Origin of the sequence: Vibrio sp. 14G-20 (assembly GCF_026241515.1) — a bacterium.
Lineage (GTDB): Bacteria > Pseudomonadota > Gammaproteobacteria > Enterobacterales > Vibrionaceae > Vibrio.
In genome coordinates this window covers 19,769-41,328 of sequence record NZ_JAPHPW010000034.1, presented here as the reverse complement: position 1 = coordinate 41,328, position 21,560 = coordinate 19,769, and the positions used below count along the sequence as shown (strand labels likewise).

The following is a 21,560-nucleotide window of genomic DNA, read 5'->3' as shown; positions in this document are numbered from 1 at the left end:
AGAGCCAGAGCCAGAGCCAGAGCCAGAGCCAGAGCCAGAGCCAGAGCCAGAGCCAGTTCGTGCAGCAAATATGCCGGAAATCATTCCAAATGAATTCGGCGTACCAGAAGACGACGATTGGCTGATTGAAGATGAGACGTCTGAACCAGAAGCATTAGCAGAGACTGATGCAACACCAGAGCCAGTAGCACCTGTTGTTGAACCTAAATTAGACGTTGAACCGCAAGTTGAAGCTACACCACAAGCGGAAGTAACAGAACAAGCTGAAGTTCTAGGACAAGAAGGCGAAGAAGAATTCTCGTTTGATGACTTCGAATTGCCAGAGTTTAGTGAAGAAGACGCACTGGCGGAAGCAGATGCTGAAGCAACACCTGAACCAATAATACCTGCTGTTGAGCCTCAATTAGATGTTGAACCTCAAGCTGAAGCTAAGGTTCAAGACGACGAAGAGTTTTCGTTTGATGATTTCGAGTTACCTGAGTTTGGCGAAGAAGACGCACTAGCGGAAGCTGATGCTGAATTAACACCAGAACCAGTAACGCCAGCTATTGATGCTCAACCAAGTGTTGAACCTCAAACTGAAGCCCAAGTTAAAGCTCAGGGGCAAGGCGACGAAGAGTTTTCGTTTGATGATTTCGAGTTACCAGAGTTTAGTGAAGAAGACGCACTAGCGGAAGCTGATGCTGAATCAACACCAGAGCCAGCAACGCCTGCTATAGACTCTCAATCAAGTGTTGAATCGCAACCTACCGCTGAGCCTCAACTAGATGCTGCACCACAGGCTGAAACTGCGAAACCAGAAAGCGAAGAAGAGTTCTCGTTTGATGATTTTGAGCTGCCTGAGTTCGGTGAAGAAGATGCACTAGCTGAAGTGGTGAGTGGGCCTGATGAAGCGCAGCTAGAGCAAGACTTAGCACCTGACACCGAGAAGTTCGAGTTCGATGACCTTGACCTTCCGGAGTACGATGAAGAAAGCGCCAAAGCGGACTCTGTTTTAGATGATATTGAGCAAAGCAATGCTGAGCCGGTGGCGGAAGATCAAGGCGTAGAGTTTGATGAGTTTGATTTACCGGAATACGGTGAAGACGAAGCGATCTCCGATGCATTTGCTGAGAAGCCAACACCGCTAACCTCTTTCAGCCCACAAGGCGAAGAGCAAGATGCGTTACACGATTTGTTCTCTAATCCGCAGAGCTTCAGTCATGCTGATGATTTATCGGATGCTGAAGACTCTGAACCGGCTGGTTTTACACAGCCAGAACAATCACTGAGCGCGGTTTCAGAGCCAAACTCAGCGCCTGCAGCGATTCAAGACGAGCCATTAGAAGGCTTTGATGACTTTGATGAGACAGCACTAGCTGAGTTACTTTCTGAAGATGTTCAAGACTCTGTCGACAACATGTTCGATAAGCCACTGGATGCAACATCGATTGATAGTGCAGGGCTAGATATTGATGCCATGCTTGAAGTTGGCGGTGAAGACTGGAAAGGCTTTAACCTAGCGCCAGAGCAACAATCGAGCATGCATAATGATGTGCCTGATGATCAACAAGAGATTTGGGCGTCGGCTGAACAGCAAGCTGAACCGAAGATCAAAGAAGAGAATTGGGGGCAGCAAGACAACCTAACCGAATCAGGCAACGGTCGTGACAAGCAATACATGACGATTGATGAACTGATGGCTCAAGTCGAGCAAGAAGGTGAAGAAGTCATTAATCCAGACGATGAAGAGCTTAAACTGGATGTTGGTCTAAACGAATTCCCTGATGTTATCGGTGATATTGGCAATTATGATGTCGACAGCAATGCAGAAGCTGCGGGTAAGCTTGATTTGGCCAAAATCTACATCGAGATGAGTGACTCGCAAGGGGCAATTAAGCTTCTAGAAGAGGCAATTGTTGACGGCAGCGATGATATTCGTCGAGAGGCAAAAAATCTTATCGATACGTTAAACGGTCGATAAATTTAAAAATCAGAAAGGGTAGCGTTGGCTACCCTTTTTTTTAAGGCAATACAGAGCGCTATCGTTTGATTTGGTTTTTCAACAGCATCGTCTCGGTCGATGCTGATTGTTTATTGAAGTTTTAGCCCCATCCTATTTGGGCTAGCACTGATTTCCGTATATACTTCTCGCCCATTTTCAAAGAGAACAAGAACATGAAAATTGCTTTAGGTATTGAATATAACGGTACCCACTACTTTGGTTGGCAGCGCCAACGAGACGTGAAAAGTGTCCAAGAAGAATTGGAAAAGGCTCTTTCAGTTGTCGCGAATCACCCTGTAGAAGTTATGTGCGCAGGTCGTACAGATGCCGGTGTTCACGGTACGGGACAAGTCGTTCACTTTGAAACTAATGTCGATCGTAAAATGGTGGCATGGACAATGGGCGCGAATGCCAACATGCCAAAAGATATTGCGGTTCGTTGGGCGACAGAAGTGAATGAAGATTTCCATGCTCGTTTCTCAGCGACTGCACGCCGTTACCGCTACATTATCTTTAACCATGCTCTACGCCCAGGTATTCTGAATTCAGGTGTGAGCCATTACCATGGTCATCTGGATGAGAAAAAAATGCATGAAGCGGGTCAGTACTTGTTAGGCGAGAACGACTTCACTTCATTCAGAGCAACACACTGTCAATCTCGTAGCCCATGGAGAAACATGATTCACTTGAACGTGACTCGTCATGGACACTACATTGTGATCGATATTAAAGCGAATGCGTTTGTTCACCACATGGTGAGGAATATTACTGGTAGCCTTATTGCCGTAGGTAAAGGTGAGCAGAAACCAGAGTGGATCCAGTGGCTTTTAGAAGCTAAAGATCGAAAAGTAGCCGGCGCAACTGCAAAAGCGGAAGGTTTGTATCTGGTGGATGTTGATTATCCTGAACATTTTGAGCTACCACGAGAGCCAATTGGTCCTCTATTTTTGCCGGATAATTTGAACTAAATGTGAGACTTAGGTTCAAAAATTATTACGGTTTAGTGCGTAAGATAGTCCCAGAAAATAGGTACAACCAGTTTTTTATCTACAGTCGCTGTTTTATGTGCTTTAATTCCCACGCATAATTCCCAAATTTATTTCTTTCGCAATCAAGCGGAAGAATCGAAACAAAAAGGTCTTCCATGAGTTGGCTTGAAAAGATTTTAGAAAAAAGCAACATCGTAACATCTCGTAAAGCGTCTATCCCTGAGGGTGTTTGGACTAAATGTACTTCTTGTGAGCAGGTTCTGTACCATGCTGAACTAGAGCGTAACCTAGAAGTATGTCCAAAATGTGACCATCACATGCGCATGAAAGCACGTCGTCGTCTGGATACATTCCTAGACAAAGGTGAGCGTGTTGAACTAGGTGCTGATCTTGAGCCACAAGACAAGCTGAAGTTTAAAGACTCTAAGCGTTACAAAGAACGTATCTCTGCTGCTCAAAAGAACAGTGGTGAAACTGACGCATTAGTTGCAATGAAAGGCGAACTATTGGGTTTACCTATCGTAGCGTGTGCTTTTGAATTCTCATTCATGGGCGGCTCAATGGGTTCTGTTGTTGGTGCTCGTTTCGTGAAAGCGGTAGATGCTGCTATCGAGAACAACTGTGGTTTAGTGTGTTTCTCTGCAAGTGGTGGTGCTCGTATGCAAGAGGCGTTGATGTCTCTAATGCAAATGGCGAAAACCAGTGCTGCGCTTGAGCGTTTATCTGCGAAAGGCCTACCGTTTGTTTCAGTCATGACTGATCCAACAATGGGTGGTGTTTCTGCAAGTTTGGCAATGCTTGGCGATATCAACATTGGTGAACCAAAAGCACTGATCGGTTTTGCTGGACGTCGTGTAATCGAACAAACGGTACGTGAAGACCTTCCTGAAGGTTTCCAACGCAGTGAGTTCCTACTAGACCACGGTGCTATCGACATGATCGTTGACCGTCGTGAGATGCGTCAGCGCGTTGCAAGCCTTGTTGCTAAAATGACCAACCAGCCTTCACCATTAGTAGTTTCTGTGAACGATTCACCGAATGAAGCTACTTATGAAGTACCAGAAGCGCCAGAAAAAGGGTAAAGTACCTTCTAACAAACCAACTTTATTATGGTTATGAGTTAGATGAGTCAACAACCTATTCCTCAAGCCACATCCTCTTTGGAGATGTGGCTTGATTATTTATCAAACATCCACACAAGCGCTATTGATCTTGGATTAGACCGAGTTCAGGCCGTCGCCTCTAAGGCAAACCTCACCAAACCTGCTCAACATGTTATTACTGTTGCCGGAACCAATGGCAAAGGCTCAACATGTGCACTGATGGAAGCGATTCTATTGGACGCTGGTTACTCAGTTGGTGTCTACAGCTCTCCTCACTTAATTCGCTATAACGAACGTGTTCGCATCAACAGCAAAGATCTATCTGATGAAAAGATGGTTCAGTCTTTCGATTTCATTGAGAAAGAGCGTGGCGAAGTCAGCCTGAGTTTTTTCGAATATGGCACTTTAGCGGCATTACGTGCATTTCAAACTGAAGCGGTTGATGTTGTGCTTTTAGAAGTGGGTTTGGGCGGGCGTTTAGACGCGACCAATATCGTTGAGCATGATGTTTCTGTAATTACGAGCTTGGCTGTCGACCATGTTGACTGGCTAGGTGATGACATCAATGTGATTGGCTTTGAGAAAGCGGGCATTTATCGTAGCGGTAAACCAGCTATCTGTGGTCAACCCAAGCCACCGGCTACGGTTGCAGCGCACGCTGATGACATTAAGGCTGAGTTCTACCAAGTCGGTATTCAATACACTTATGATGTTGACGGTGATACGTGGAACTGGCGCAGTGGTGCATTCCAACTAGAGTCGCTGCCTATTCCAAGCCTACCGCTACCAAACGCAGCAACTGCGTTGATGGCATTGGGCACTTCAGAACTTAGCATCAGTGATGTGAATGTCGTTAATGGTATGAAGAATGCGCAGCTTCCAGGACGTATGCAGCAAATTAGCGATCAACCTGTGATTGTTCTTGATGTGGCACACAACCCACATTCAGCCGAGTACTTTGCGCAGCAAGTAACGAAGCAATACGCAGGCAAAAATTTACACGTTGTAGTCGCTATGCTTCATGACAAAGATATTCCAGCGACATTGGAAGTATTAGCCCCTATCACAACACATTGGTATCCAGCTTCGTTGCAAGGCCCTCGCGCAGCAACAGCGGCTGAATTGTGTCAAAGCCTACCTCAAGGCGTAGAGCAGTATTCAAACCCTGTCGCAGCGTTTGAAGCGGCTTTGGCCTCTGTTCAAGGCGACGATGTTGTGTTGGTGGTCGGCTCTTTCCATACCGTAGGCGAAGTCTTGGAGCATTGGCAGAAAAAAGGAAACTAAATGGCAAGTAAATTCCAAAGCCGATTAGTCGGCACCATCATTTTAGTGGCCATTGGCGTGATTGTATTACCCGATGTGTTAGATGGTAAGAAGCTCCACTATAAAGAAGAGTTTGCAAGCATTCCGATTAAGCCTGAGCTTGATAGTAATGTTGAAGTGTTTGAAGTACTCGATCCCGTTGAAGATCAGATAGCGCTACCGGACTCTCCGGTTGAGCGAGTGGTCGAAAGCGGTGTTGATGATAATTCAGATACGCAAACGGCGTCGGTTTCTGAAAAAGAAGCAGACAAAGTGGCAGTGGTGGTTAAGCCGGTACCGGAAAAAAATGAATACCAAGACAGCGCTTGGATCATTCAATTGATGGCTTTAAAGAATGCTGACAACGCAAAAAACGTTGTTAAGGATTTACAGAAGCGTGGTTATCAAGCTCACACCAAGCAAGAAAAAACTTTTACGCGAGTAATTATTGGCCCGGATGTGTCTAAATCCAAACTTGAGCGACAAATTAAGGAATTAGAAAAAATTACGGGTTCAAAAGGCCAATTGCTCAAGTTTAAACCGTTAAATCCATAAGAAAACGTTTGCGTCAGCATTTTTTCTGTTAAAATGCGCGCCAACTTAAGATGAAGAATTCATGAATTGGTTAGATTTTGTCATTTTAGGCGTGATCGGCTTCTCTGCCGTGATCAGTTTAGTTCGTGGTTTCGCTAAAGAAGCCTTGTCACTCGTAATTTGGTTTGGAGCATTTTTCATTGCTAGCCAGTACTACGCTAAATTAGCGATGTACTTCACCAATATCGAAGATGAGATGTTTCGAAACGGAACTGCGATAGCAGCATTGTTTGTTGCAACGTTAGTTGTTGGTGCCTTAGTTAACTATGTCATCGGTCAACTAGTTCAGAAAACAGGCCTGTCAGGTACAGACAGAATCCTCGGTGTCGTCTTTGGCGGCTTACGTGGTGTTTTGATTGTTTCTGCAGTGTTGTTTTTCATGGATGCGTTTACTGCATTCCCAAGTTCTGAGTGGTGGGAGAATTCGCAGTTGGTTCCGGAGTTTAGCCGAATCATTGCGCCATTCTTCGAGCATTTACAAGCAACATCTAGTTTCTTATCTGGCGCGCTCTAGCGCCAGTTAATGTCGAAAAATCGAGGATTAGGACATGTGTGGTATTGTTGGAATCGTGGGTTCAACACCTGTAAACCAGTCTATTTATGACGCTTTAACGGTATTGCAGCATCGTGGCCAAGATGCCGCTGGTATTTGTACCATAGAAAGCAATCGTTTCCGTCTACGTAAGGCGAACGGTTTAGTAAAAGATGTTTTTGAAGCAAAACACATGCAACGCCTCCAAGGTAACGTTGGTATTGGCCATGTTCGTTACCCGACAGCAGGTAGCTCAAGCGCGTCGGAAGCTCAGCCTTTCTACGTAAACTCGCCTTTTGGCATCACATTGGCTCACAACGGCAACCTAACGAACGCAAACGAAGTTCGTGAGAAGTTGTTCGAAAAAGACCGTCGTCATGTAAACACAACGTCTGACTCTGAAGTTCTACTGAACGTATTGGCTCATGAGATCGATACCGTTAAAGGTAACGTGACTTCTGATGATGTTTTCCGTGCTGTATCTAATGTACACCGCACGATTCGTGGTGCTTACGCAGTAACGGCAATGATCATCGGCCACGGTATGATCGCATTCCGTGACCCGTATGGCATTCGTCCACTGTGTCTTGGTAAGCGTGAAGTTGAAGGTAAAACAGAGTACATGGTTGCGTCTGAGTCAGTAGCGTTAGACGCTGTTGGTTTTGATTTTATGCGCGATGTTGCTCCTGGTGAAGCTATCTACGCAACATTCGATGGTGAGCTTTTCACTAAACAATGTGCAGACAACCCACAACTAAACCCATGTATTTTTGAATTTGTTTATTTTGCTCGTCCTGATTCATTCATCGACAAAATCTCGGTTTACAGCGCTCGCGTTGAGATGGGTGAGATGCTAGGTAAGCGTATTAAAGAAGAGTACGCAGACCTAGACATTGACGTGGTTATTCCAATTCCTGAAACATCAAATGATATCGCGCTACGAATTGCTCAAGCGATCGATAAGCCATATCGTCAAGGTTTCGTGAAAAACCGCTACGTTGGTCGCACGTTTATTATGCCTGGTCAGCAACAACGTAAGAAGTCGGTTCGCCGTAAACTAAACGCGATTCGTTCTGAGTTTAAAGGTAAGAACGTTCTATTGGTTGATGACTCGATTGTTCGTGGTACAACATCAGAGCAGATCATTGAGATGGCTCGTGATTCTGGTGCAAACAAAGTCTTCATGGTTTCAGCTGCTCCAGAGGTTCGTTTCCCGAACGTTTACGGTATCGATATGCCAAGCGCTACTGAGCTTATTGCTCATGGCCGTGACAACGAAACGATTTGTAAACAGATTGGCGCAGATGCTTTGATCTTCCAAACGCTACCAGACTTAATCTCTGCTGTAGGTATGGGTAATCAAGACATCTCTCGTTTTGATACTTCAGTATTCAACGGCGAGTATGTAACGGGCGATATCGACCAAGCGTACCTAGATTTCCTAGATTCTTTACGTAATGACGATTCAAAGGTTGAGCGTGAGATTCAACAAGATCTTGCTAACCTAGAGTTACATAACGAAGGCGCTTAGCGTACTCATAAAAAATGAGTAATAAAAAACCAGAGCATCGGCTCTGGTTTTTTGTTTGCGGGGAAGGGGATTGAACCTTAGTGAATGTGGTATGCGATCACAAAATCGATAAACAATCTAACTTTCTCTGGCAGGTGGTCTTTGTGGTTATAAAGCATATAAATATCACGAGGGTTAGCACTCCAGTCTTCTAAGACTTGTACCAAGCTGCCATCTTCAATGTATTCACGGATCATCACATCAGGCATTAGGGTGATACCTAGGCCTTCTGAGCACGCTTGCCTCACGACATTAAGCGCATTGGCGTTAAAACGACCTTTCTCGCTATTTACCACAGTCTCTTCATTCGAATTACTCAGCTGCCACTTAATCAGCGGGTAGCCTTTGAGTAGTGAATGGTTTGCTAGTTCTTCAGCATGGCTTGGAGCTGGGTTCTTCGCTAAGTACTCAGGGCTCGCGATCAGAATATCTTTGACTTCACTGATTTTGCGAGCGATTAGGCTTGAATCACGTTGTGGACCGACTCTGAAAATGACGTCCCACTCAGTTGGATCCAGCTGATCCGCTTGGTTGTTCATCATCAGCTCAATATTGATATCAGGGTATTGAGTCATGAATTCACTGAACATTGGCATCATCATGCGCTTGGTCAGGTTTGAGGGTGCCGTAATACGAATCTTACCGGAAGCGCCTTTGCACACGTCAGTTAACTCTTCTGCAGTAGAAGAGAGACGTTGCAACAGCGGAGAGCATTCATTGAAGAAACGTTCGCCTGCCTCTGTTAAAGAAAGTTTACGCGCGTGTCTATTGAGAAGCCTAAGGTTCAAAGAATCTTCTAAGGCTTGGATGCGTCGTGTGATGGTCGCAACCGGAATCATAGTCTTGCGCGATGTTGCGGTGTAGCTCCCATTTTCAACGACGAGTCGAAAGAGGTTTAAATCATCTAATTTCATAAATCCAGACACATTTGTTTACAATCTCATCTAATTTATACGTAACAGTGAGATCAATGTTTGCGTTACGTCAACTCGTTGCACTATTTACCAGTATTCCAACCCTCGTCACGAATTACCAGTAAAGAGTGCAAATTTGTGTATTTAGCATTTTATTACTAAGTTTTATATTAGTTCTTAGAACAGATAACAATAATAATTCGACTTAGTTTTGTGAGGTTATAGATTATGTACAAAACTCACAGTCAGCCAGTAATGACCTCGGCTCAGGAAGTAATTAACCAAAAATGCGTGATGTTGGTTGATGATGATCCTATTTTTCGCCGTATAACCAGCGCGTATTTAGACAAGATTGGTTATAAAGTGGTTGAGGCTGAAAATGGACTGGACGCTCTGCAGAAGCTTAGAGACTCAGCGCCAGATTTAATTGTGTGTGACTTATCAATGCCGATACTTGATGGCATCGAGCTTGTGGAAGAGCTCAGTTTAGAGTACCCGTCACTGCCTATGATCGTTGTGTCTGGCACTGATGACATGTCTGATGTGGCGAAAGCCTTGCGATTTGGCATTAAAGACTTTTTAGCGAAACCGTTAGAGGATCATGGTCACCTAGGAAGTGCGATTGCAAATACATTGACAGATTCGTTCGATAACATTTCAGACCAACGAGATTTTTCGAGCCAGTGGTTCTGTGTGGATGATGGGGGAGAGATCCCTGAAGACCAAGAACTGCATTGGCACCTGAATTACCTTCAAGATAACCCAAGCGCAGCAAAAGACTTACTGCATGCGCTGCTTCCAGAGAAAGATACGCGACAAGGCTCATGGCGTTGCAGTTACCGTTTACTGCAATCAACAGAGATGATGCCACTTGTGTTTGACTATGCGTGGATGATGAATGGACAGTTTGCTTTTTACCTCGTCGATTCATCGTCTTCCGATAATGGCGGCTCTGCGACAACATTGTTGGTGAGAGCGCTGTTCCACGATTACATAAGAAACAGAAAAGATTTTAATGTTGATCTCAAAGATATTGCTGAGATCTTAGAGAAGGGGATTCGTTGCTCTAAATGTTCCACCCCAGTGAATGCCTTGTTTGGTGTTGCCGACCTTGCTGAGGGAACCATATCCATTTTGCCTGCGGGTTTAGATGGGCAATGGTCGAATGGTGAATTGAATCAACATATTGCAGCGGGTGAGCGCTTGGGCGAGAACTGTAAGAAGAACTTTATTACGCGGGACCTTCCGATCGAACAGGGCTGCCAACTTTCGTTAAGCTTACTTGGGTCGGCAAATTTTAGTTTAGACATACACCAAGGGTCTACTGATTAACCCTATATTTCCTCGGTTTTTGTGAATAATTGATTAAGGTATAGTTGCGCAAATGGTGTGGCTATGCCTTTTTTGTTAAATGTCGATTTAGCAAAGCGGGTTTGGTTCGCCAGATACTTACCTTTACTAACAAAAACAAGAAGCAATCATGGCAGATAACAAAGACTTTCAAGACCCGTTTAATGTATTCTACTTTTTAGGATTTTTAGCCGCATTTTTAATGATTCCATTGCTACCAGCAACACTTACGTTGATCCGTGTATTCAATGGTTACGCAACATTCTAGTTAAGCTGTCGTCGCCGACTGGTGATAGCTAACTCAAGGAGGCCACAATTAGCGTTCGAGTTTTAAGCCTCAATATTGCTGGTGGCCTCTGTATATTTCTCGCAGTTCTAGGGATAGTTTTGCCCGTTCTGCCAACCACTCCTTTTCTCCTTCTTGCCAGCGCATGCTTCATGCGAAGCAATCCGAAAGTTCATAAATGGATGCATGAGCACAAAACGCTGGGTCCTTTGCTGAATAATTGGTATCAACACGGTGCCGTCACCAAACAAGTTAAAACGCGTGGTGTATTCTTTATCTTGTTGAGTTTTGCGTTATCTATCTACTTTGCCCCTATCATTTGGGTCAAGGCTTTCCTAATTTGCGTACTTGTTATTCTTCTCACATGGTTTATGCGACTTCCAACCCATGAGTTGGTTGCTGACAGCAAAGAAAATCACTACCATTAAGCCAGTGTGCCTGCTTGTATAGCGGGCGTTTATTATTTCAGCAATCAGAGTTATGACTCTCGTTGCAATGAATACCAATCGTACCTTTCCTTAATTCCGAGCGTTGATGTTTGATTCGTTAACGAGAGTTTGGAAAGCGGCCTAATGAAGTGCATAAGATTATGAACACAGAAAAAATCTCTCTGATCAAAGCAAGCATCAAAAGCATTCCTGATTACCCTAAAGCGGGTATTTTGTTCCGTGACGTAACAAGCTTGATGGAAGATCCAGTAGCTTACAAAGCGACTATCGACCTGCTAGCGGAAACCTACAAGGACATGGGCTTTACTAAGATCGTTGGTACTGAAGCTCGTGGTTTCCTATTTGGTGCGCCTTTGGCACTAGAGCTAGGTGTTGGTTTTATCCCTGTTCGTAAACCGGGCAAGCTGCCTCGTGAAACTGTGGCACAATCTTATGAACTTGAGTACGGCACAGATACGCTAGAAATCCATACTGACGCTATCGTTGAAGGGGATAAAGTGTTGATGGTTGATGATTTGCTAGCAACGGGCGGTACGATTGAAGCAACAACAAAGTTGATTCGTCAGCTAGGTGGTGTGGTAGAACACGCTGCATTTGTTATTAACCTTCCAGAAATCGGTGGTGATAAGCGCTTACAAGGCTTAGGTCTAGAAGTGTTTAGCATCTGCGAATTCGACGGTCACTAATCCTTTTCGGAATTATTCATGAGCTATCTTGCGTTAGCGCGAAAATGGCGACCAACCAAATTTAAAGAAGTGGTTGGTCAAGCCCATGTTTTAACAGCATTAGAGAATGCCCTTAGTCAGAATAGGTTGCACCATGCATACCTGTTCAGCGGTACACGAGGTGTCGGTAAAACGACCATCGGCCGTTTGTTTGCTAAGGGACTCAACTGTGAAACAGGCATTACCTCAACCCCTTGTGGTGAATGTGCAACCTGTAAAGAGATCGATGAAGGTCGCTTTGTTGACCTGCTAGAGATCGATGCGGCATCACGTACAAAGGTAGAAGATACCCGCGAGCTTCTGGACAATGTTCAGTACAAGCCTGCACGTGGTCGCTTCAAGGTTTACCTTATCGATGAAGTACACATGCTTTCTAGGCACAGTTTCAACGCGCTTCTAAAGACGTTAGAAGAGCCGCCTGAGTATGTGAAATTCTTGCTCGCAACAACGGATCCACAGAAGCTTCCAGTGACTATCTTGTCGCGTTGTTTGCAGTTCCACCTTAAGCCGATCAGCGTTGATAATATTCACGAGCAGCTCGATCATATTCTTGATCAAGAAGATGTGACATCTGAGTCTCGTGCACTTGGAATGATTGCTCATGCTGCTGATGGCAGTATGCGTGATGCGCTAAGCCTTACTGACCAAGCGATCGCATTGGGTAATGGCAATGTCGTAACAGACACTGTTGCTCATATGCTCGGAACTCTGGATACCGACCAAGCTATCCACTTGCTTGAAGCGATTAGCAGTAAGCAGCCACAGCAAGCGATGGCTTGTATTCAAGCTCTTGCTGAAAATGGCGTTGAGTGGGATGGATTGCTGAGTCAACTTGCGACTCAATTACACCGTTTGGCGATGTATCAAGCTCTGCCGTCTACTTTAGACAAGGCCCAGCCTGATGCTGAAAGGTTGGAACTGCTGAGCAAAGCGTTAAGTCCTCAAGACATTCAGCTTTACTACCAAATCGTGTTGAAAGGTCGCGAAGACTTACCGTTGTCGCCAACCGCTCGTGTTGGTATTGAGATGGTAGTTTTACGCATGTTGGCATTCAGACCTGCGGAGCAAAACGTAGCAACGGCAATCTCGACTCAGTCGACAAGCCCAGCGCTAGCTCCTACAGCTCAGAATCAGGCTCAGAGCGTTGCTCAACCCGTGAGTCAACCTGCGCCAATGGCAGCTCCTAGACAGCCTCAGATGCAACAACAGGCGTCTCAACAGCAAGCTATGCAGCAGCAACCCGTACAACAGGCTCCGCAGCAGAATCCGACACAGTATTCAGATTCGCAAGGTTATGCTGAACACTCAGGCAACCAAGGTTATCCAGAACAGGATTACCCGCATAGCCAGTATGATGCACCACCTGCTTATGATGAGCGTCCAAGCTACGGTGCAGAGCAGCCTCAGCAGCAACAACCGAATTATCAGAACCAGAGTCCGGTTCAACAGCCAAGCGCTGCACCTTCTGCTCCTCCCGTTTCGCAAGAGCAGTCTGCGCGTGCAACTTCGCCTGTAAGTGGTTTACGCCACCAATTGCGCTCTCAACGCAGAGGCAGTGCGGCACCGGAAAACAAAGGGTCAGCGCCAAAAAAGGCTAAAGCGACACCAGCTAAAACTTCAGTTCTTGACCGAGTTGCTCAGCAACACGGTGGCTCTGAGCGGGTGTCGCCAGCTTCTTTATCTGCCTCTTCTGCAGAAAAGGTAACCAATGATAATGAACCTTATCGCTGGAAACCGTCTAAACCTGTAGTGAAAGAGGTGAGCAAAGAGCTTACACCTACTCAGATCAAGCGTGCGTTAGAGCATATTAAGACACCAGAAATGGTCGATAAATTGCTTCAAGAGTCGATTGCTCAAGATGACTGGTCCGCCACGATTCAAAAACTAGAGACAGCCAAGCTTGTTGAACAGTTAGCATTGAACTCAGTGTTTGCTAAAAACGATACGTCAATCACTTTAACGTTAAGAGCGAGCCAAGCTCACTTGAATACGGACCGCGCACAGAGTGAACTATTACAGTCGCTCAATACTGTGCTCGGAGAAGAGTGTCATTTGAGTGTTGAAATCGGTGATGGTGGAGAAACGCCACTAGAATTACGAGAAAGATTGTATCAAGGTAAGTTGAAAGACGCGTTTACCGCTTTAGAAAACGATGCCAACGTACAGTTCATTGAAAGACGTTTTGCCGCTGAACTCGACAGAGACAGCGTTCGTCCTATCTAGAACGTTTTCTCGTTTAGTGATCGGCATATCATCCCAGATAAGCAAATCTGAGAACTGAGCATCGAGGGGTTGAATCACACTGCTTTAACCCCCATTTAAGCTCGTATAGCTTAATTAATTTTAATAAACCAATTAGACCAGAGAGTATTAACATGTTTGGTAAAGGCGGTATGGGCAACATGATGAAGCAAGCCCAGCAAATGCAAGAGCGCATGCAAAAGCTTCAAGAAGAAATCGCAAATATGGAAGTTACAGGTGAGTCAGGTGCTGGCCTTGTAAAAGTAACGATCACTGGTAGCCACAGCGTTCGCCGTGTTGATATCGATGAAAGCCTAATGGAAGACGATAAAGAGATGCTTGAAGATCTTATCGCTGCTGCTTTCAACGATGCGGCTCGTCGCGTTGAAGAAACTCAAAAAGAGAAAATGGCTAGCGTAACTGGCGGAATGCAACTTCCACCAGGTATGAAGATGCCTTTCTAAGAAACTATTTCTAAAGGTTTATTCAAGCTGCGGTTTATCTTGAGTAGATCGTTACTTGAAAATTAGAACGGTTAAATATGCGTACCAGTCATATGCTGGAGCATTTGATGGAGGCCTTACGTTGTCTACCTGGGGTTGGCCCCAAGTCGGCGCAGCGTATGGCCTTTCATTTGTTACAGCGCGATAGAAAAGGCGGCCTACAGTTGGCTGAAGCTCTTAGCCAAGCAATGACCGAAATTGGTCACTGTAATGAGTGCCGTACTTTTACTGAAGAAGATACTTGCCACATTTGTACCAATCCTAAACGTCAGGAAAATGGTCAAATCTGTGTAGTAGAGAGCCCTGCAGACATTGCAGCTATCGAAGCAACTGGCCAATATTCTGGTCGTTACTTTGTTCTTATGGGTCACCTTTCACCACTTGATGGTATTGGTCCAAGTGATATCGGTCTCGATGTGCTGGACTACCGCTTACGACGTGGTGATATCTCTGAAGTAATCCTAGCGACCAACCCGACAGTTGAAGGGGAAGCAACAGCGCACTACATTGCTGAGCTATGTAATGCCCATGAAGTGAACGCAAGCCGTATTGCTCATGGTGTTCCCGTTGGTGGTGAGCTAGAGCTGGTGGATGGCACCACGCTTTCGCACTCATTACTCGGTCGTCATAAGATCTAAAAAAGCCGCTTGGTGATGATTCACCAAGCGGCTTTTTCTTTTATTGCTTTAGACGTTTTTTTCGAGCTTAATCTGACCCTCTCACTGCTTTGTATATCATCGCGCCAATCACGGCACCAATGATTGGAGCAACCCAGAATAGCCATAGTTGCGAAACAGCCCAATCACCGACAAATACAGCCACGCCGGTACTTCGAGCGGGGTTCACAGAAGTATTCGTTACAGGGATACTGATAAGGTGGATTAAGGTTAAACAAAGACCAATTGCGATAGGTGCAAACCCAGCAGGTGCTTTTGAATCAGTCGCGCCCATAATCACGAATAGGAACACCATGGTCATGACCACTTCACAAACGAGAGCCGCTGTGAGCGAGTAGCCGCCCGGTGAGTGTTCACCATAACCATTGGAAGCAAATCCTGACGCCGTAGCATCAAAGCCAGCTTGGCCTGAAGCAATCACAAATAACACGCCACCTGCGATAATACCGCCAATCACTTGGGCAATAATATAAGGTGCGACATCTTTGGCATCAAAGCGTCCGCCACTCCAAAGGCCGATAGTAACAGCAGGGTTGAGGTGACAACCGGATATATGACCGATAGCGAAAGCCATGGTCAGCACTGTTAAACCAAAGGCAAGAGAGACTCCGAGCAAGCCAATTCCCACATCGGGAAAAGCAGCGGCTAAGACGGCACTACCACAACCACCCAACACCAACCAAAACGTACCAAACATTTCTGCGATATACCTATTCATAACGATCCTTATTAATCTGTACCAGTATCAACAAGATAGTTTAGATTTCGCAACTTTGTGAAATCTTGGGCATATAGGAGGTAGAAAAGGGTAAATACGCTTAGGTAATTGCTTCTAATTCGATCAGGTTATCAAGAGCTTCTTGGTCGGTCTTACCACAAATGACAGGGCAGGCTTTGAACTGATGGCACACTTTCGGGCGTGAAGGTTGACCGAATAATTTACACAGATCTTGTTCATTTAATTGAATGCAGCGCACGCCTGCAGGCTTGCCATTAGGCATTCCAGGAATAGCAGATGTAATACTTGGAGCGATACAACAAGCTCCACAACCTAAACGACATTCCATCAAATTAAACTCACTAAATAACAGGGTGCGCGATAGTAGCAAAAAATAATGGGAGTGACAGCTATTGATTGGATCAAAGAATGAACAATTATTATCCTTGAACTTTTTATGGGCTAGCGGTATAACACGCACCCCAGTAAAAGAGTAAGAAGTAATCCTATGACGAATCCATTTTGGCAAGAAAAAACACTAGAGCAGATGACCGAGAATGAGTGGGAATCACTGTGTGACGGCTGTGGTAAGTGTTGCCTGCATAAGCTAATGGATGAAGATAGCGATGAAGTGTACTACACCAATGTCGCGTGTAGCTGGTTAAACGACAAAACATGTTCATGTAAAGATTACCCAAACCGCTTCACTTCAGGTGAAGAGTGTTTGAAGCTAACTCGTGACAAGATCGATGAGTTTCATTGGTTACCAGACACTTGTGCTTACCGTCTTCTATCAGAATCTAAGCCGATCCCAGAATGGCACCCATTGATCACTGGATCAAAAACAGAGATGCATGCAGCTGGTGAAAGCGTACGCAACAAAGTGGTATATGAAATTGATGTTGTCGATTGGGAGGACCACATCCTGAACCACCCGAACCGTTAGTTGCTGATTAGTAGCAAATGACCCGAATAAAAAAAGGCTCACATTTCTGTGAGCCTTTGTCGTATTTAGGAGGGTCCAAATCAATGGACTGCGTCATGGCTAATGTCAAGCAAGCGGTAAGTCTGCAACCACCTGATTGAACGTGATACGAGCATTCTGAGCTTGCTCAGATAACTCGATCTTTTTCGCTTGTGCGGCACTAAGATTACTCTCGGCCTGCTCAAGTGCTTGTTGTAGGTTCTCTGGTAACTCGTGAGTCTCCATTTGTGAACCTTGCTCTAACACATAAGCGCGAATTTCTTTCTTCACTGCGGCAAGTTCTGTATAAGCAACACGCTCAAGTTCTGCGGCTTCTTGCGCAGCGTCTCTTTCTTTCTCAAATTGAGCCAACGCCATACCTTCTGCAGACCATGGATCCATGTCTGGCAGTTCTTCGATGTTAATCGTTGGTTCGATGTATGCGTCTTGATGGCGTAGGTCGAGGTTAGTTGCACGAACTGCAGAGATCATCAGCATCACAGAGATAGCCAATAGCGGTAAACCACCAACAATTGCTGCGGTTTGTAGTGTACTTAGGCCACCCAAGAACATCAGAATCGTTGGTAAGAACGACAGAGTGAATGCCCAGAACATACGGTTCCAACGCATTGGTTCTTCAGTCACATTATTCTGAACTACAGACGCAAGGATGTATGAGATAGAGTCAAATGTCGTTGCTGTAAAGATGATACAAAGCAAAGTGAATACTGCGATAACTAGAGTGCTCATCGGCAACTGCGCTAGCATCGAGAAGATTGCTTTGGTTGCGCCTTCTGCATTCAGGATAGCAACCACATCTAGCTCACCAGAAAGCTGAAGTGATAAGCCGTAGTTACCTAGAATCATGAAGAACAAGAAACAACCCAGTGAACCAAAGAAGATAGAACCTGACACCATTTGTTTAATGGTTCTGCCGCGAGAAATACGCGCAACAAACAGACCCATACTCGGTGCAAATACTAGCCACCATGCCCAGTAGAAAATCGTCCAGTCTTGTGGGAAGTGGGTGTTTTCAAATGTACCGTAGCCACCAAATGGTTCCGCCCATGTCGCCATCACGAAGAAGTTAGACAGTAGACGACCAATTGAATCTAGGCCGGTTTCAAGCATGAAAATAGTTGGACCCGCAATCAGTACGAAAACCAACAGACCCATCGCACCCCAGAAGTTGATATTACTTAGAATCTTGATGCCTTTTTCCAATCCAGCATAAGAAGAGTAAGCAAAAATCGCAGTACAAACTAAAAGTACCATCACTTGCGTTAGGTTGTTTTTAGGTAGACCGAATAGGTGATTCAGACCTTCAGTAATAAGAGGAGCGGCTAAACCTAATGTTGTCGCTGCGCCGCCAAGTAGACCGAAAATGAATAGGATATCGACGATTTTTCCAGGTACGCCTTTACTGCGGTGCTCACCAAGAACCGGCATTAACGCGCTAGAGATCTTTAGAACAGGCTGTTTACGCACATAGAAAAAGTAAGCAATAGGAATTGCAGGGATTAGGTAGATAGACCAAGCAATTGGTCCCCAGTGGAACAAGCCGTAAGTTGCTGCCCAACGAACCGCTTCTTCACTGCCCGGCTCTAGTTGGAAAGGAGGTGATTGGTAGTAGTAAGCCCACTCAATACAGCCCCAGTACAGGATACTTGCCCCGATACCACCACAAAATAGCATTGCTGCCCATGATGCCGTTTTGAATTCAGGCTCTTCATCAGCTTCGCCCAGTTTAATCTGTCCCATATCACTGAACACAACGTAAACCATAAATGCACAAGCCGCGAGACCTAGCGCAAGATATAGAAATCCTAGTTGATCAGTCATGAATGTTTTCGCAACCGCAATCCAGTCTGCGCCCTGAGTTGGGAACAAAATGAGCGGGAAAACTATCGTGAGTAGGAGTGCAATAGCACCAAAGAAGGTTGGCTTATCAATAAGCTCAAAAGTGTTTTTCACGAGTATTATTCCATTAAAATGAGAGAGGAATTATGAAGTGAACTCGTTTTTTAGAACAAATCGGGTCTATTGTCGTGACGACAAATTGCTTTTGGCAAAAAGTAATAGGCAAGGCGTGAAGTGCCAATGCAAAAGAGGGCAGTGGAAGGGATAGTATAGAGCGAGCGGAATGTTATATCAGAGCGAGAAGAATGCCACCAACGGTTGCCGCTGCGGACAGGTATTGCCCTGCTGAATAAGAACCATCGTCTTCTTCTTCGATCTTGTCTGGGTGATCCATACCTAGAGCGCCATGAGCAAATGACTCAACCTTATCGGTCACGGTTTCGTTTTCTGCTTCGATTTTCTTCGCTTCTTTATCGATTTCTTTAAGAGCAGATAATAGGGCTTTGCCCTCATCAGAGAGCTTAACGGTATTTTGCTCAACCTTAAGAGGGGCGGGCTTTTCAGCTTCGGTACTCTTGGTTTGTGTGTTCATTTGCGAAGGTGAATACAGCTGAGTGTTACTCGTTCCTACTGGCGTCATATCGCTCTCCTTACCTATCCTTAAATATAGTATCGGCAGAGGTGTGAAAAACTTGTGCAATTAATCATCGATAGTGATGTTTTTTTATTCGCACATTATATTTTCTTCTGCTTAATCAAAACTGCTTGGTATTTAAGCAATTCCTATGCCGATATTTATATTTGTCTTGGAGCGTTTTTGAGCAAACTCTTAAGGTGTCAGACTTAAACTTAAATACGCTTAAGTCTGACTCGCGAGTTTAATCGCACTTAAGATCGGCGCCACGCTTAGATAGGTGCTTGTATGCTTTCATTCGATTCTCTTTCTGAACAAAGCGCGCCGGTGGAGAAAGTACTTTTAGTTGGTAATCCGTAGTATCCGGTGAGAACTCAGCAACCGGGCTGATAACTGCCACTTTTAGATCAGGGTTACGACGTAGAATCGAAGCCGCCGTGCCTAAACCACCTTCTGTGTGGAACTTACCCGCTACATGAATTACTTGCTTATCTGGGTTCGATGCCAGGTAATCAACGATTGATTCAGCCATGGTCTCGTCCCACGTAACCTGAGCGGCAAACTGCTTTTCTGTTTGCTCTGGCGTACCGTGATGCATGGAAGCCATGAACTTTTCTTTGTAAGGGCTATCGCCAATATTAACCTCAGTCGCAACCCACTCTCGCTGTTCTGAAGAAAGCTGCTCTAGGTAAGGCAATCCCTTACGGCCAATACACTGAACGAAAGGCTTTGGAGCGTTTGCTGCGATAACATCTAAATCATTCGCTTTTGCGAACTCAACTAATGCACGGTAATCACTTTCGTAATTTGGCCATGCAGCAGCTTGAGAGATAAGAACCTGTTCACCAATCTCATCATTTAGATATTGATTCAGGGTACCTTGATGTTCTCGAGTGAATTGTTCCATTGAAAGCGCAATGTTTGATGTTGCGTTGCGGCGAGCTTTTAAGAAGTCGGTTTGGAAACGGTGAATTGCCGAGTGAGTGTGCCATTCGCCAATAAGAACCACATCAGCGTCAATCAGCTGCTCGGGTAAAGCATTGAGAGAAAGCGTTTCACCTTGTGGAGAAGCAAACTGGTAATCATAGAATGTGGAAACGGTTTCCGCTTGCGTGTTAGCCACTTGTTGAGAAGTGCTGTTTGAAGGTTGATTAGCACAAGCTGTAAGCAGGGTAGCTAATCCGATAAGAATAATACGTTGCATGAAATGCCTCCTTGAAGAACACGCATATTAAAGGAGGCAAGATGACATTTCAATGCAAACGATAATCAATATCAGTTAAATCTGTTTGCGATACACTCTCAGCATAAAGTCCGCTTCACAGTTGAATTGCTCAGCTTCGGTGAGTTGTTGTTTAAACTCCTCTGTCGCTTTCCAAGCAAACGGCGTCATCTGTAGCAGGTCGAATGCATCTGACCCCGATAGTTCCATCATATAGTTTAGTTGCTCTTGGTGCTCAAGCGTAAAACCTTCGATCACTTCTGGATCTTCGTCATGCAAGCGAACGCCGTCATAAATAGCATCACGCAGTTGGTATAGGTGTCGACTGGCTGGTGTCACGGTGATCACGACGCCATTATCTTTGATGGTGCGTTGCAGCTCTTCAGCCTTACATGGCGCGTAAATGCGCAGAATGCCATCTAAGCTGCTTTCAGCAAAGGGTAGGCGATGGCTAGAGGCAACTGAGAAGTCGACAGCAGGGTAGCGCTTAGCGGCGTATTTGATAGCAATCTTAGAAATATCTAAGCCAAAAATCGCACCGTTATTATTTTGAAGATTCAACGCGATTTCGTTGGTGTAATACCCTTCGCCACAGCCAATATCCAACAGGCTAGGATCCGTGTCTGGCAGGTAGCTTGAGCATAAACCGACGACTGATTGGCGCATTGGATCGTAATGGTTACCTTCAAGGAAGCGACGACGTGCCTGCATCATCTCTTTGTTGTCACCAGGATCTTTTGAGCGTTTGTGGTGTGCTGGCATCAAATTGACATAGCCTTCTTTCGCTAGGTCGAACTGATGGTTCTTTTCACACTTAAACGTACGATCGTGTTGAGATAAAGGTTGGTGACACAAAGGGCATTGGTAAGTCATGACGATCTCAGAGGCATATAGTTGGGCGCAGATTCTATCAAAAAGGTCAGCATCAGGCTAAATAAAAAAG

At 45.1% G+C, this 21,560-nt stretch carries 22 protein-coding genes; 15 read left to right on the top strand and 7 right to left on the bottom strand.

What is annotated here, in order from left to right; genetic code table 11:
* The 7 genes from OQJ75_RS20805 to purF form a co-directional block, all read left to right on the top strand.
* Positions 1-1,963, top strand: a 1,963-nt coding sequence (locus tag OQJ75_RS20805) for a FimV/HubP family polar landmark protein (protein ID WP_323054607.1), incomplete at its 5' end; no start/stop codon positions are given.
* 194 nt (positions 1,964-2,157) lie between these two features.
* A complete protein-coding gene (gene truA, locus OQJ75_RS20800; RefSeq protein ID WP_004734161.1) occupies positions 2,158-2,952 on the top strand; it encodes a tRNA pseudouridine(38-40) synthase TruA in 795 nt (264 codons plus the stop codon).
* Positions 2,953-3,128: 176 nt separating this feature from the next.
* Positions 3,129-4,055 (top strand): acetyl-CoA carboxylase, carboxyltransferase subunit beta, encoded by a 927-nt coding sequence (gene accD, locus OQJ75_RS20795; RefSeq protein ID WP_017062348.1) that lies wholly within the window; start codon positions 3,129-3,131, stop codon positions 4,053-4,055.
* A 42-nt stretch (positions 4,056-4,097) separates the two neighbouring features.
* The gene (folC, locus tag OQJ75_RS20790) at positions 4,098-5,360 is read left to right on the top strand and encodes a bifunctional tetrahydrofolate synthase/dihydrofolate synthase (RefSeq protein WP_265974388.1); all 1,263 of its coding nucleotides are present in this window, start codon (positions 4,098-4,100) and stop codon (positions 5,358-5,360) included.
* Positions 5,361-5,933, top strand: coding sequence for an SPOR domain-containing protein (locus tag OQJ75_RS20785; RefSeq protein WP_260809047.1), 573 nt, complete (start codon positions 5,361-5,363; stop codon positions 5,931-5,933).
* A gap of 61 nt (positions 5,934-5,994) precedes the next feature.
* Positions 5,995-6,486 carry a CvpA family protein gene (locus tag OQJ75_RS20780; protein WP_004734165.1) on the top strand — a complete coding sequence of 164 codons (492 nt, stop codon included), beginning with the start codon at positions 5,995-5,997 and terminating at the stop codon, positions 6,484-6,486.
* A gap of 34 nt (positions 6,487-6,520) precedes the next feature.
* The gene (gene purF, locus OQJ75_RS20775) at positions 6,521-8,035 is read left to right on the top strand and encodes an amidophosphoribosyltransferase (protein ID WP_265974387.1); all 1,515 of its coding nucleotides are present in this window, start codon (positions 6,521-6,523) and stop codon (positions 8,033-8,035) included.
* A 77-nt stretch (positions 8,036-8,112) separates the two neighbouring features.
* On the opposite strand, the gene OQJ75_RS20770 is transcribed toward purF, so the two are convergent.
* Positions 8,113-8,988, bottom strand: coding sequence for a LysR family transcriptional regulator (locus tag OQJ75_RS20770; RefSeq protein WP_017067604.1), 876 nt, complete (start codon positions 8,986-8,988; stop codon positions 8,113-8,115).
* Between the two features lie 228 nt (positions 8,989-9,216).
* Between OQJ75_RS20770 and OQJ75_RS20765 the strand changes: the two genes are divergently transcribed.
* The 7 genes from OQJ75_RS20765 to recR all read left to right on the top strand — a co-directional run bounded on the left by OQJ75_RS20765 (position 9,217) and on the right by recR (position 15,180).
* Positions 9,217-10,320 (top strand): response regulator, encoded by a 1,104-nt coding sequence (locus tag OQJ75_RS20765; protein ID WP_265974386.1) that lies wholly within the window; start codon positions 9,217-9,219, stop codon positions 10,318-10,320.
* Between the two features lie 148 nt (positions 10,321-10,468).
* Positions 10,469-10,606: a hypothetical protein gene (locus OQJ75_RS20760; protein ID WP_017067606.1), complete on the top strand. Its 138-nt coding sequence runs from the start codon at positions 10,469-10,471 to the stop codon at positions 10,604-10,606.
* A gap of 74 nt (positions 10,607-10,680) precedes the next feature.
* On the top strand, positions 10,681-11,052 hold the full coding sequence (locus OQJ75_RS20755; protein ID WP_029225617.1) for a YbaN family protein: 372 nt from the start codon (positions 10,681-10,683) through the stop codon (positions 11,050-11,052).
* Between the two features lie 161 nt (positions 11,053-11,213).
* Complete coding sequence (apt, locus tag OQJ75_RS20750; RefSeq protein WP_265974385.1) at positions 11,214-11,759, top strand: adenine phosphoribosyltransferase; 546 nt, start codon at positions 11,214-11,216, stop codon at positions 11,757-11,759.
* Between the two features lie 18 nt (positions 11,760-11,777).
* Positions 11,778-14,021: a DNA polymerase III subunit gamma/tau gene (gene dnaX, locus OQJ75_RS20745; protein ID WP_265974384.1), complete on the top strand. Its 2,244-nt coding sequence runs from the start codon at positions 11,778-11,780 to the stop codon at positions 14,019-14,021.
* A 152-nt stretch (positions 14,022-14,173) separates the two neighbouring features.
* Entirely contained in the window at positions 14,174-14,503 is a 330-nt protein-coding gene (locus OQJ75_RS20740; RefSeq protein ID WP_017062338.1) for a YbaB/EbfC family nucleoid-associated protein, read from the top strand.
* Between the two features lie 77 nt (positions 14,504-14,580).
* Entirely contained in the window at positions 14,581-15,180 is a 600-nt protein-coding gene (recR, locus tag OQJ75_RS20735; RefSeq protein WP_019823189.1) for a recombination mediator RecR, read from the top strand.
* 67 nt (positions 15,181-15,247) lie between these two features.
* Here recR and aqpZ read toward each other — a convergent pair whose 3' ends face one another.
* Both aqpZ and OQJ75_RS20725 read right to left on the bottom strand, forming a co-directional pair.
* Positions 15,248-15,937 carry an aquaporin Z gene (gene aqpZ, locus OQJ75_RS20730; RefSeq protein ID WP_248397420.1) on the bottom strand — a complete coding sequence of 230 codons (690 nt, stop codon included), beginning with the start codon at positions 15,935-15,937 and terminating at the stop codon, positions 15,248-15,250.
* A gap of 100 nt (positions 15,938-16,037) precedes the next feature.
* On the bottom strand, positions 16,038-16,286 hold the full coding sequence (locus tag OQJ75_RS20725) for a YkgJ family cysteine cluster protein (protein WP_017059389.1): 249 nt from the start codon (positions 16,284-16,286) through the stop codon (positions 16,038-16,040).
* A 159-nt stretch (positions 16,287-16,445) separates the two neighbouring features.
* On the opposite strand from OQJ75_RS20725, the gene OQJ75_RS20720 reads away from it, so the two are divergent.
* The gene (locus OQJ75_RS20720; protein ID WP_017059388.1) at positions 16,446-16,883 is read left to right on the top strand and encodes a YcgN family cysteine cluster protein; all 438 of its coding nucleotides are present in this window, start codon (positions 16,446-16,448) and stop codon (positions 16,881-16,883) included.
* A 105-nt stretch (positions 16,884-16,988) separates the two neighbouring features.
* Here the strand turns inward: OQJ75_RS20720 and OQJ75_RS20715 are convergent, their stop codons facing one another.
* From OQJ75_RS20715 to rlmA, 4 genes are all read right to left on the bottom strand, one after another.
* The gene (locus OQJ75_RS20715) at positions 16,989-18,875 is read right to left on the bottom strand and encodes a BCCT family transporter (RefSeq protein ID WP_239828828.1); all 1,887 of its coding nucleotides are present in this window, start codon (positions 18,873-18,875) and stop codon (positions 16,989-16,991) included.
* Between the two features lie 172 nt (positions 18,876-19,047).
* Positions 19,048-19,401 carry a hypothetical protein gene (locus tag OQJ75_RS20710; protein ID WP_017630993.1) on the bottom strand — a complete coding sequence of 118 codons (354 nt, stop codon included), beginning with the start codon at positions 19,399-19,401 and terminating at the stop codon, positions 19,048-19,050.
* Positions 19,402-19,639: 238 nt separating this feature from the next.
* Entirely contained in the window at positions 19,640-20,599 is a 960-nt protein-coding gene (locus OQJ75_RS20705; protein ID WP_265974383.1) for a ChaN family lipoprotein, read from the bottom strand.
* A gap of 75 nt (positions 20,600-20,674) precedes the next feature.
* Positions 20,675-21,490: a 23S rRNA (guanine(745)-N(1))-methyltransferase gene (rlmA, locus tag OQJ75_RS20700; protein WP_265974382.1), complete on the bottom strand. Its 816-nt coding sequence runs from the start codon at positions 21,488-21,490 to the stop codon at positions 20,675-20,677.
* Positions 21,491-21,560 lie beyond the last annotated feature (70 nt).

Excerpts from the sequence above, each read along its gene's own strand:
- truA (WP_004734161.1), top strand. The coding sequence starts at position 2,158 with ATGAAAATTGCTTTAGGTATTGAATATAACGGTACCCACTACTTTGGT.
- accD (WP_017062348.1), top strand. The coding sequence starts at position 3,129 with ATGAGTTGGCTTGAAAAGATTTTAGAAAAAAGCAACATCGTAACATCT.
- folC (WP_265974388.1), top strand. The coding sequence starts at position 4,098 with ATGAGTCAACAACCTATTCCTCAAGCCACATCCTCTTTGGAGATGTGG.
- OQJ75_RS20785 (WP_260809047.1), top strand. The coding sequence starts at position 5,361 with ATGGCAAGTAAATTCCAAAGCCGATTAGTCGGCACCATCATTTTAGTG.
- OQJ75_RS20780 (WP_004734165.1), top strand. The coding sequence starts at position 5,995 with ATGAATTGGTTAGATTTTGTCATTTTAGGCGTGATCGGCTTCTCTGCC.
- purF (WP_265974387.1), top strand. The coding sequence starts at position 6,521 with ATGTGTGGTATTGTTGGAATCGTGGGTTCAACACCTGTAAACCAGTCT.
- OQJ75_RS20770 (WP_017067604.1), bottom strand. The coding sequence starts at position 8,988 with ATGAAATTAGATGATTTAAACCTCTTTCGACTCGTCGTTGAAAATGGG.
- OQJ75_RS20765 (WP_265974386.1), top strand. The coding sequence starts at position 9,217 with ATGTACAAAACTCACAGTCAGCCAGTAATGACCTCGGCTCAGGAAGTA.
- OQJ75_RS20760 (WP_017067606.1), top strand. The coding sequence starts at position 10,469 with ATGGCAGATAACAAAGACTTTCAAGACCCGTTTAATGTATTCTACTTT.
- apt (WP_265974385.1), top strand. The coding sequence starts at position 11,214 with ATGAACACAGAAAAAATCTCTCTGATCAAAGCAAGCATCAAAAGCATT.
- dnaX (WP_265974384.1), top strand. The coding sequence starts at position 11,778 with ATGAGCTATCTTGCGTTAGCGCGAAAATGGCGACCAACCAAATTTAAA.
- OQJ75_RS20740 (WP_017062338.1), top strand. The coding sequence starts at position 14,174 with ATGTTTGGTAAAGGCGGTATGGGCAACATGATGAAGCAAGCCCAGCAA.
- recR (WP_019823189.1), top strand. The coding sequence starts at position 14,581 with ATGCGTACCAGTCATATGCTGGAGCATTTGATGGAGGCCTTACGTTGT.
- aqpZ (WP_248397420.1), bottom strand. The coding sequence starts at position 15,937 with ATGAATAGGTATATCGCAGAAATGTTTGGTACGTTTTGGTTGGTGTTG.
- OQJ75_RS20725 (WP_017059389.1), bottom strand. The coding sequence starts at position 16,286 with ATGGAATGTCGTTTAGGTTGTGGAGCTTGTTGTATCGCTCCAAGTATT.
- OQJ75_RS20720 (WP_017059388.1), top strand. The coding sequence starts at position 16,446 with ATGACGAATCCATTTTGGCAAGAAAAAACACTAGAGCAGATGACCGAG.
- OQJ75_RS20710 (WP_017630993.1), bottom strand. The coding sequence starts at position 19,401 with ATGACGCCAGTAGGAACGAGTAACACTCAGCTGTATTCACCTTCGCAA.
- OQJ75_RS20705 (WP_265974383.1), bottom strand. The coding sequence starts at position 20,599 with ATGCAACGTATTATTCTTATCGGATTAGCTACCCTGCTTACAGCTTGT.
- rlmA (WP_265974382.1), bottom strand. The coding sequence starts at position 21,490 with ATGACTTACCAATGCCCTTTGTGTCACCAACCTTTATCTCAACACGAT.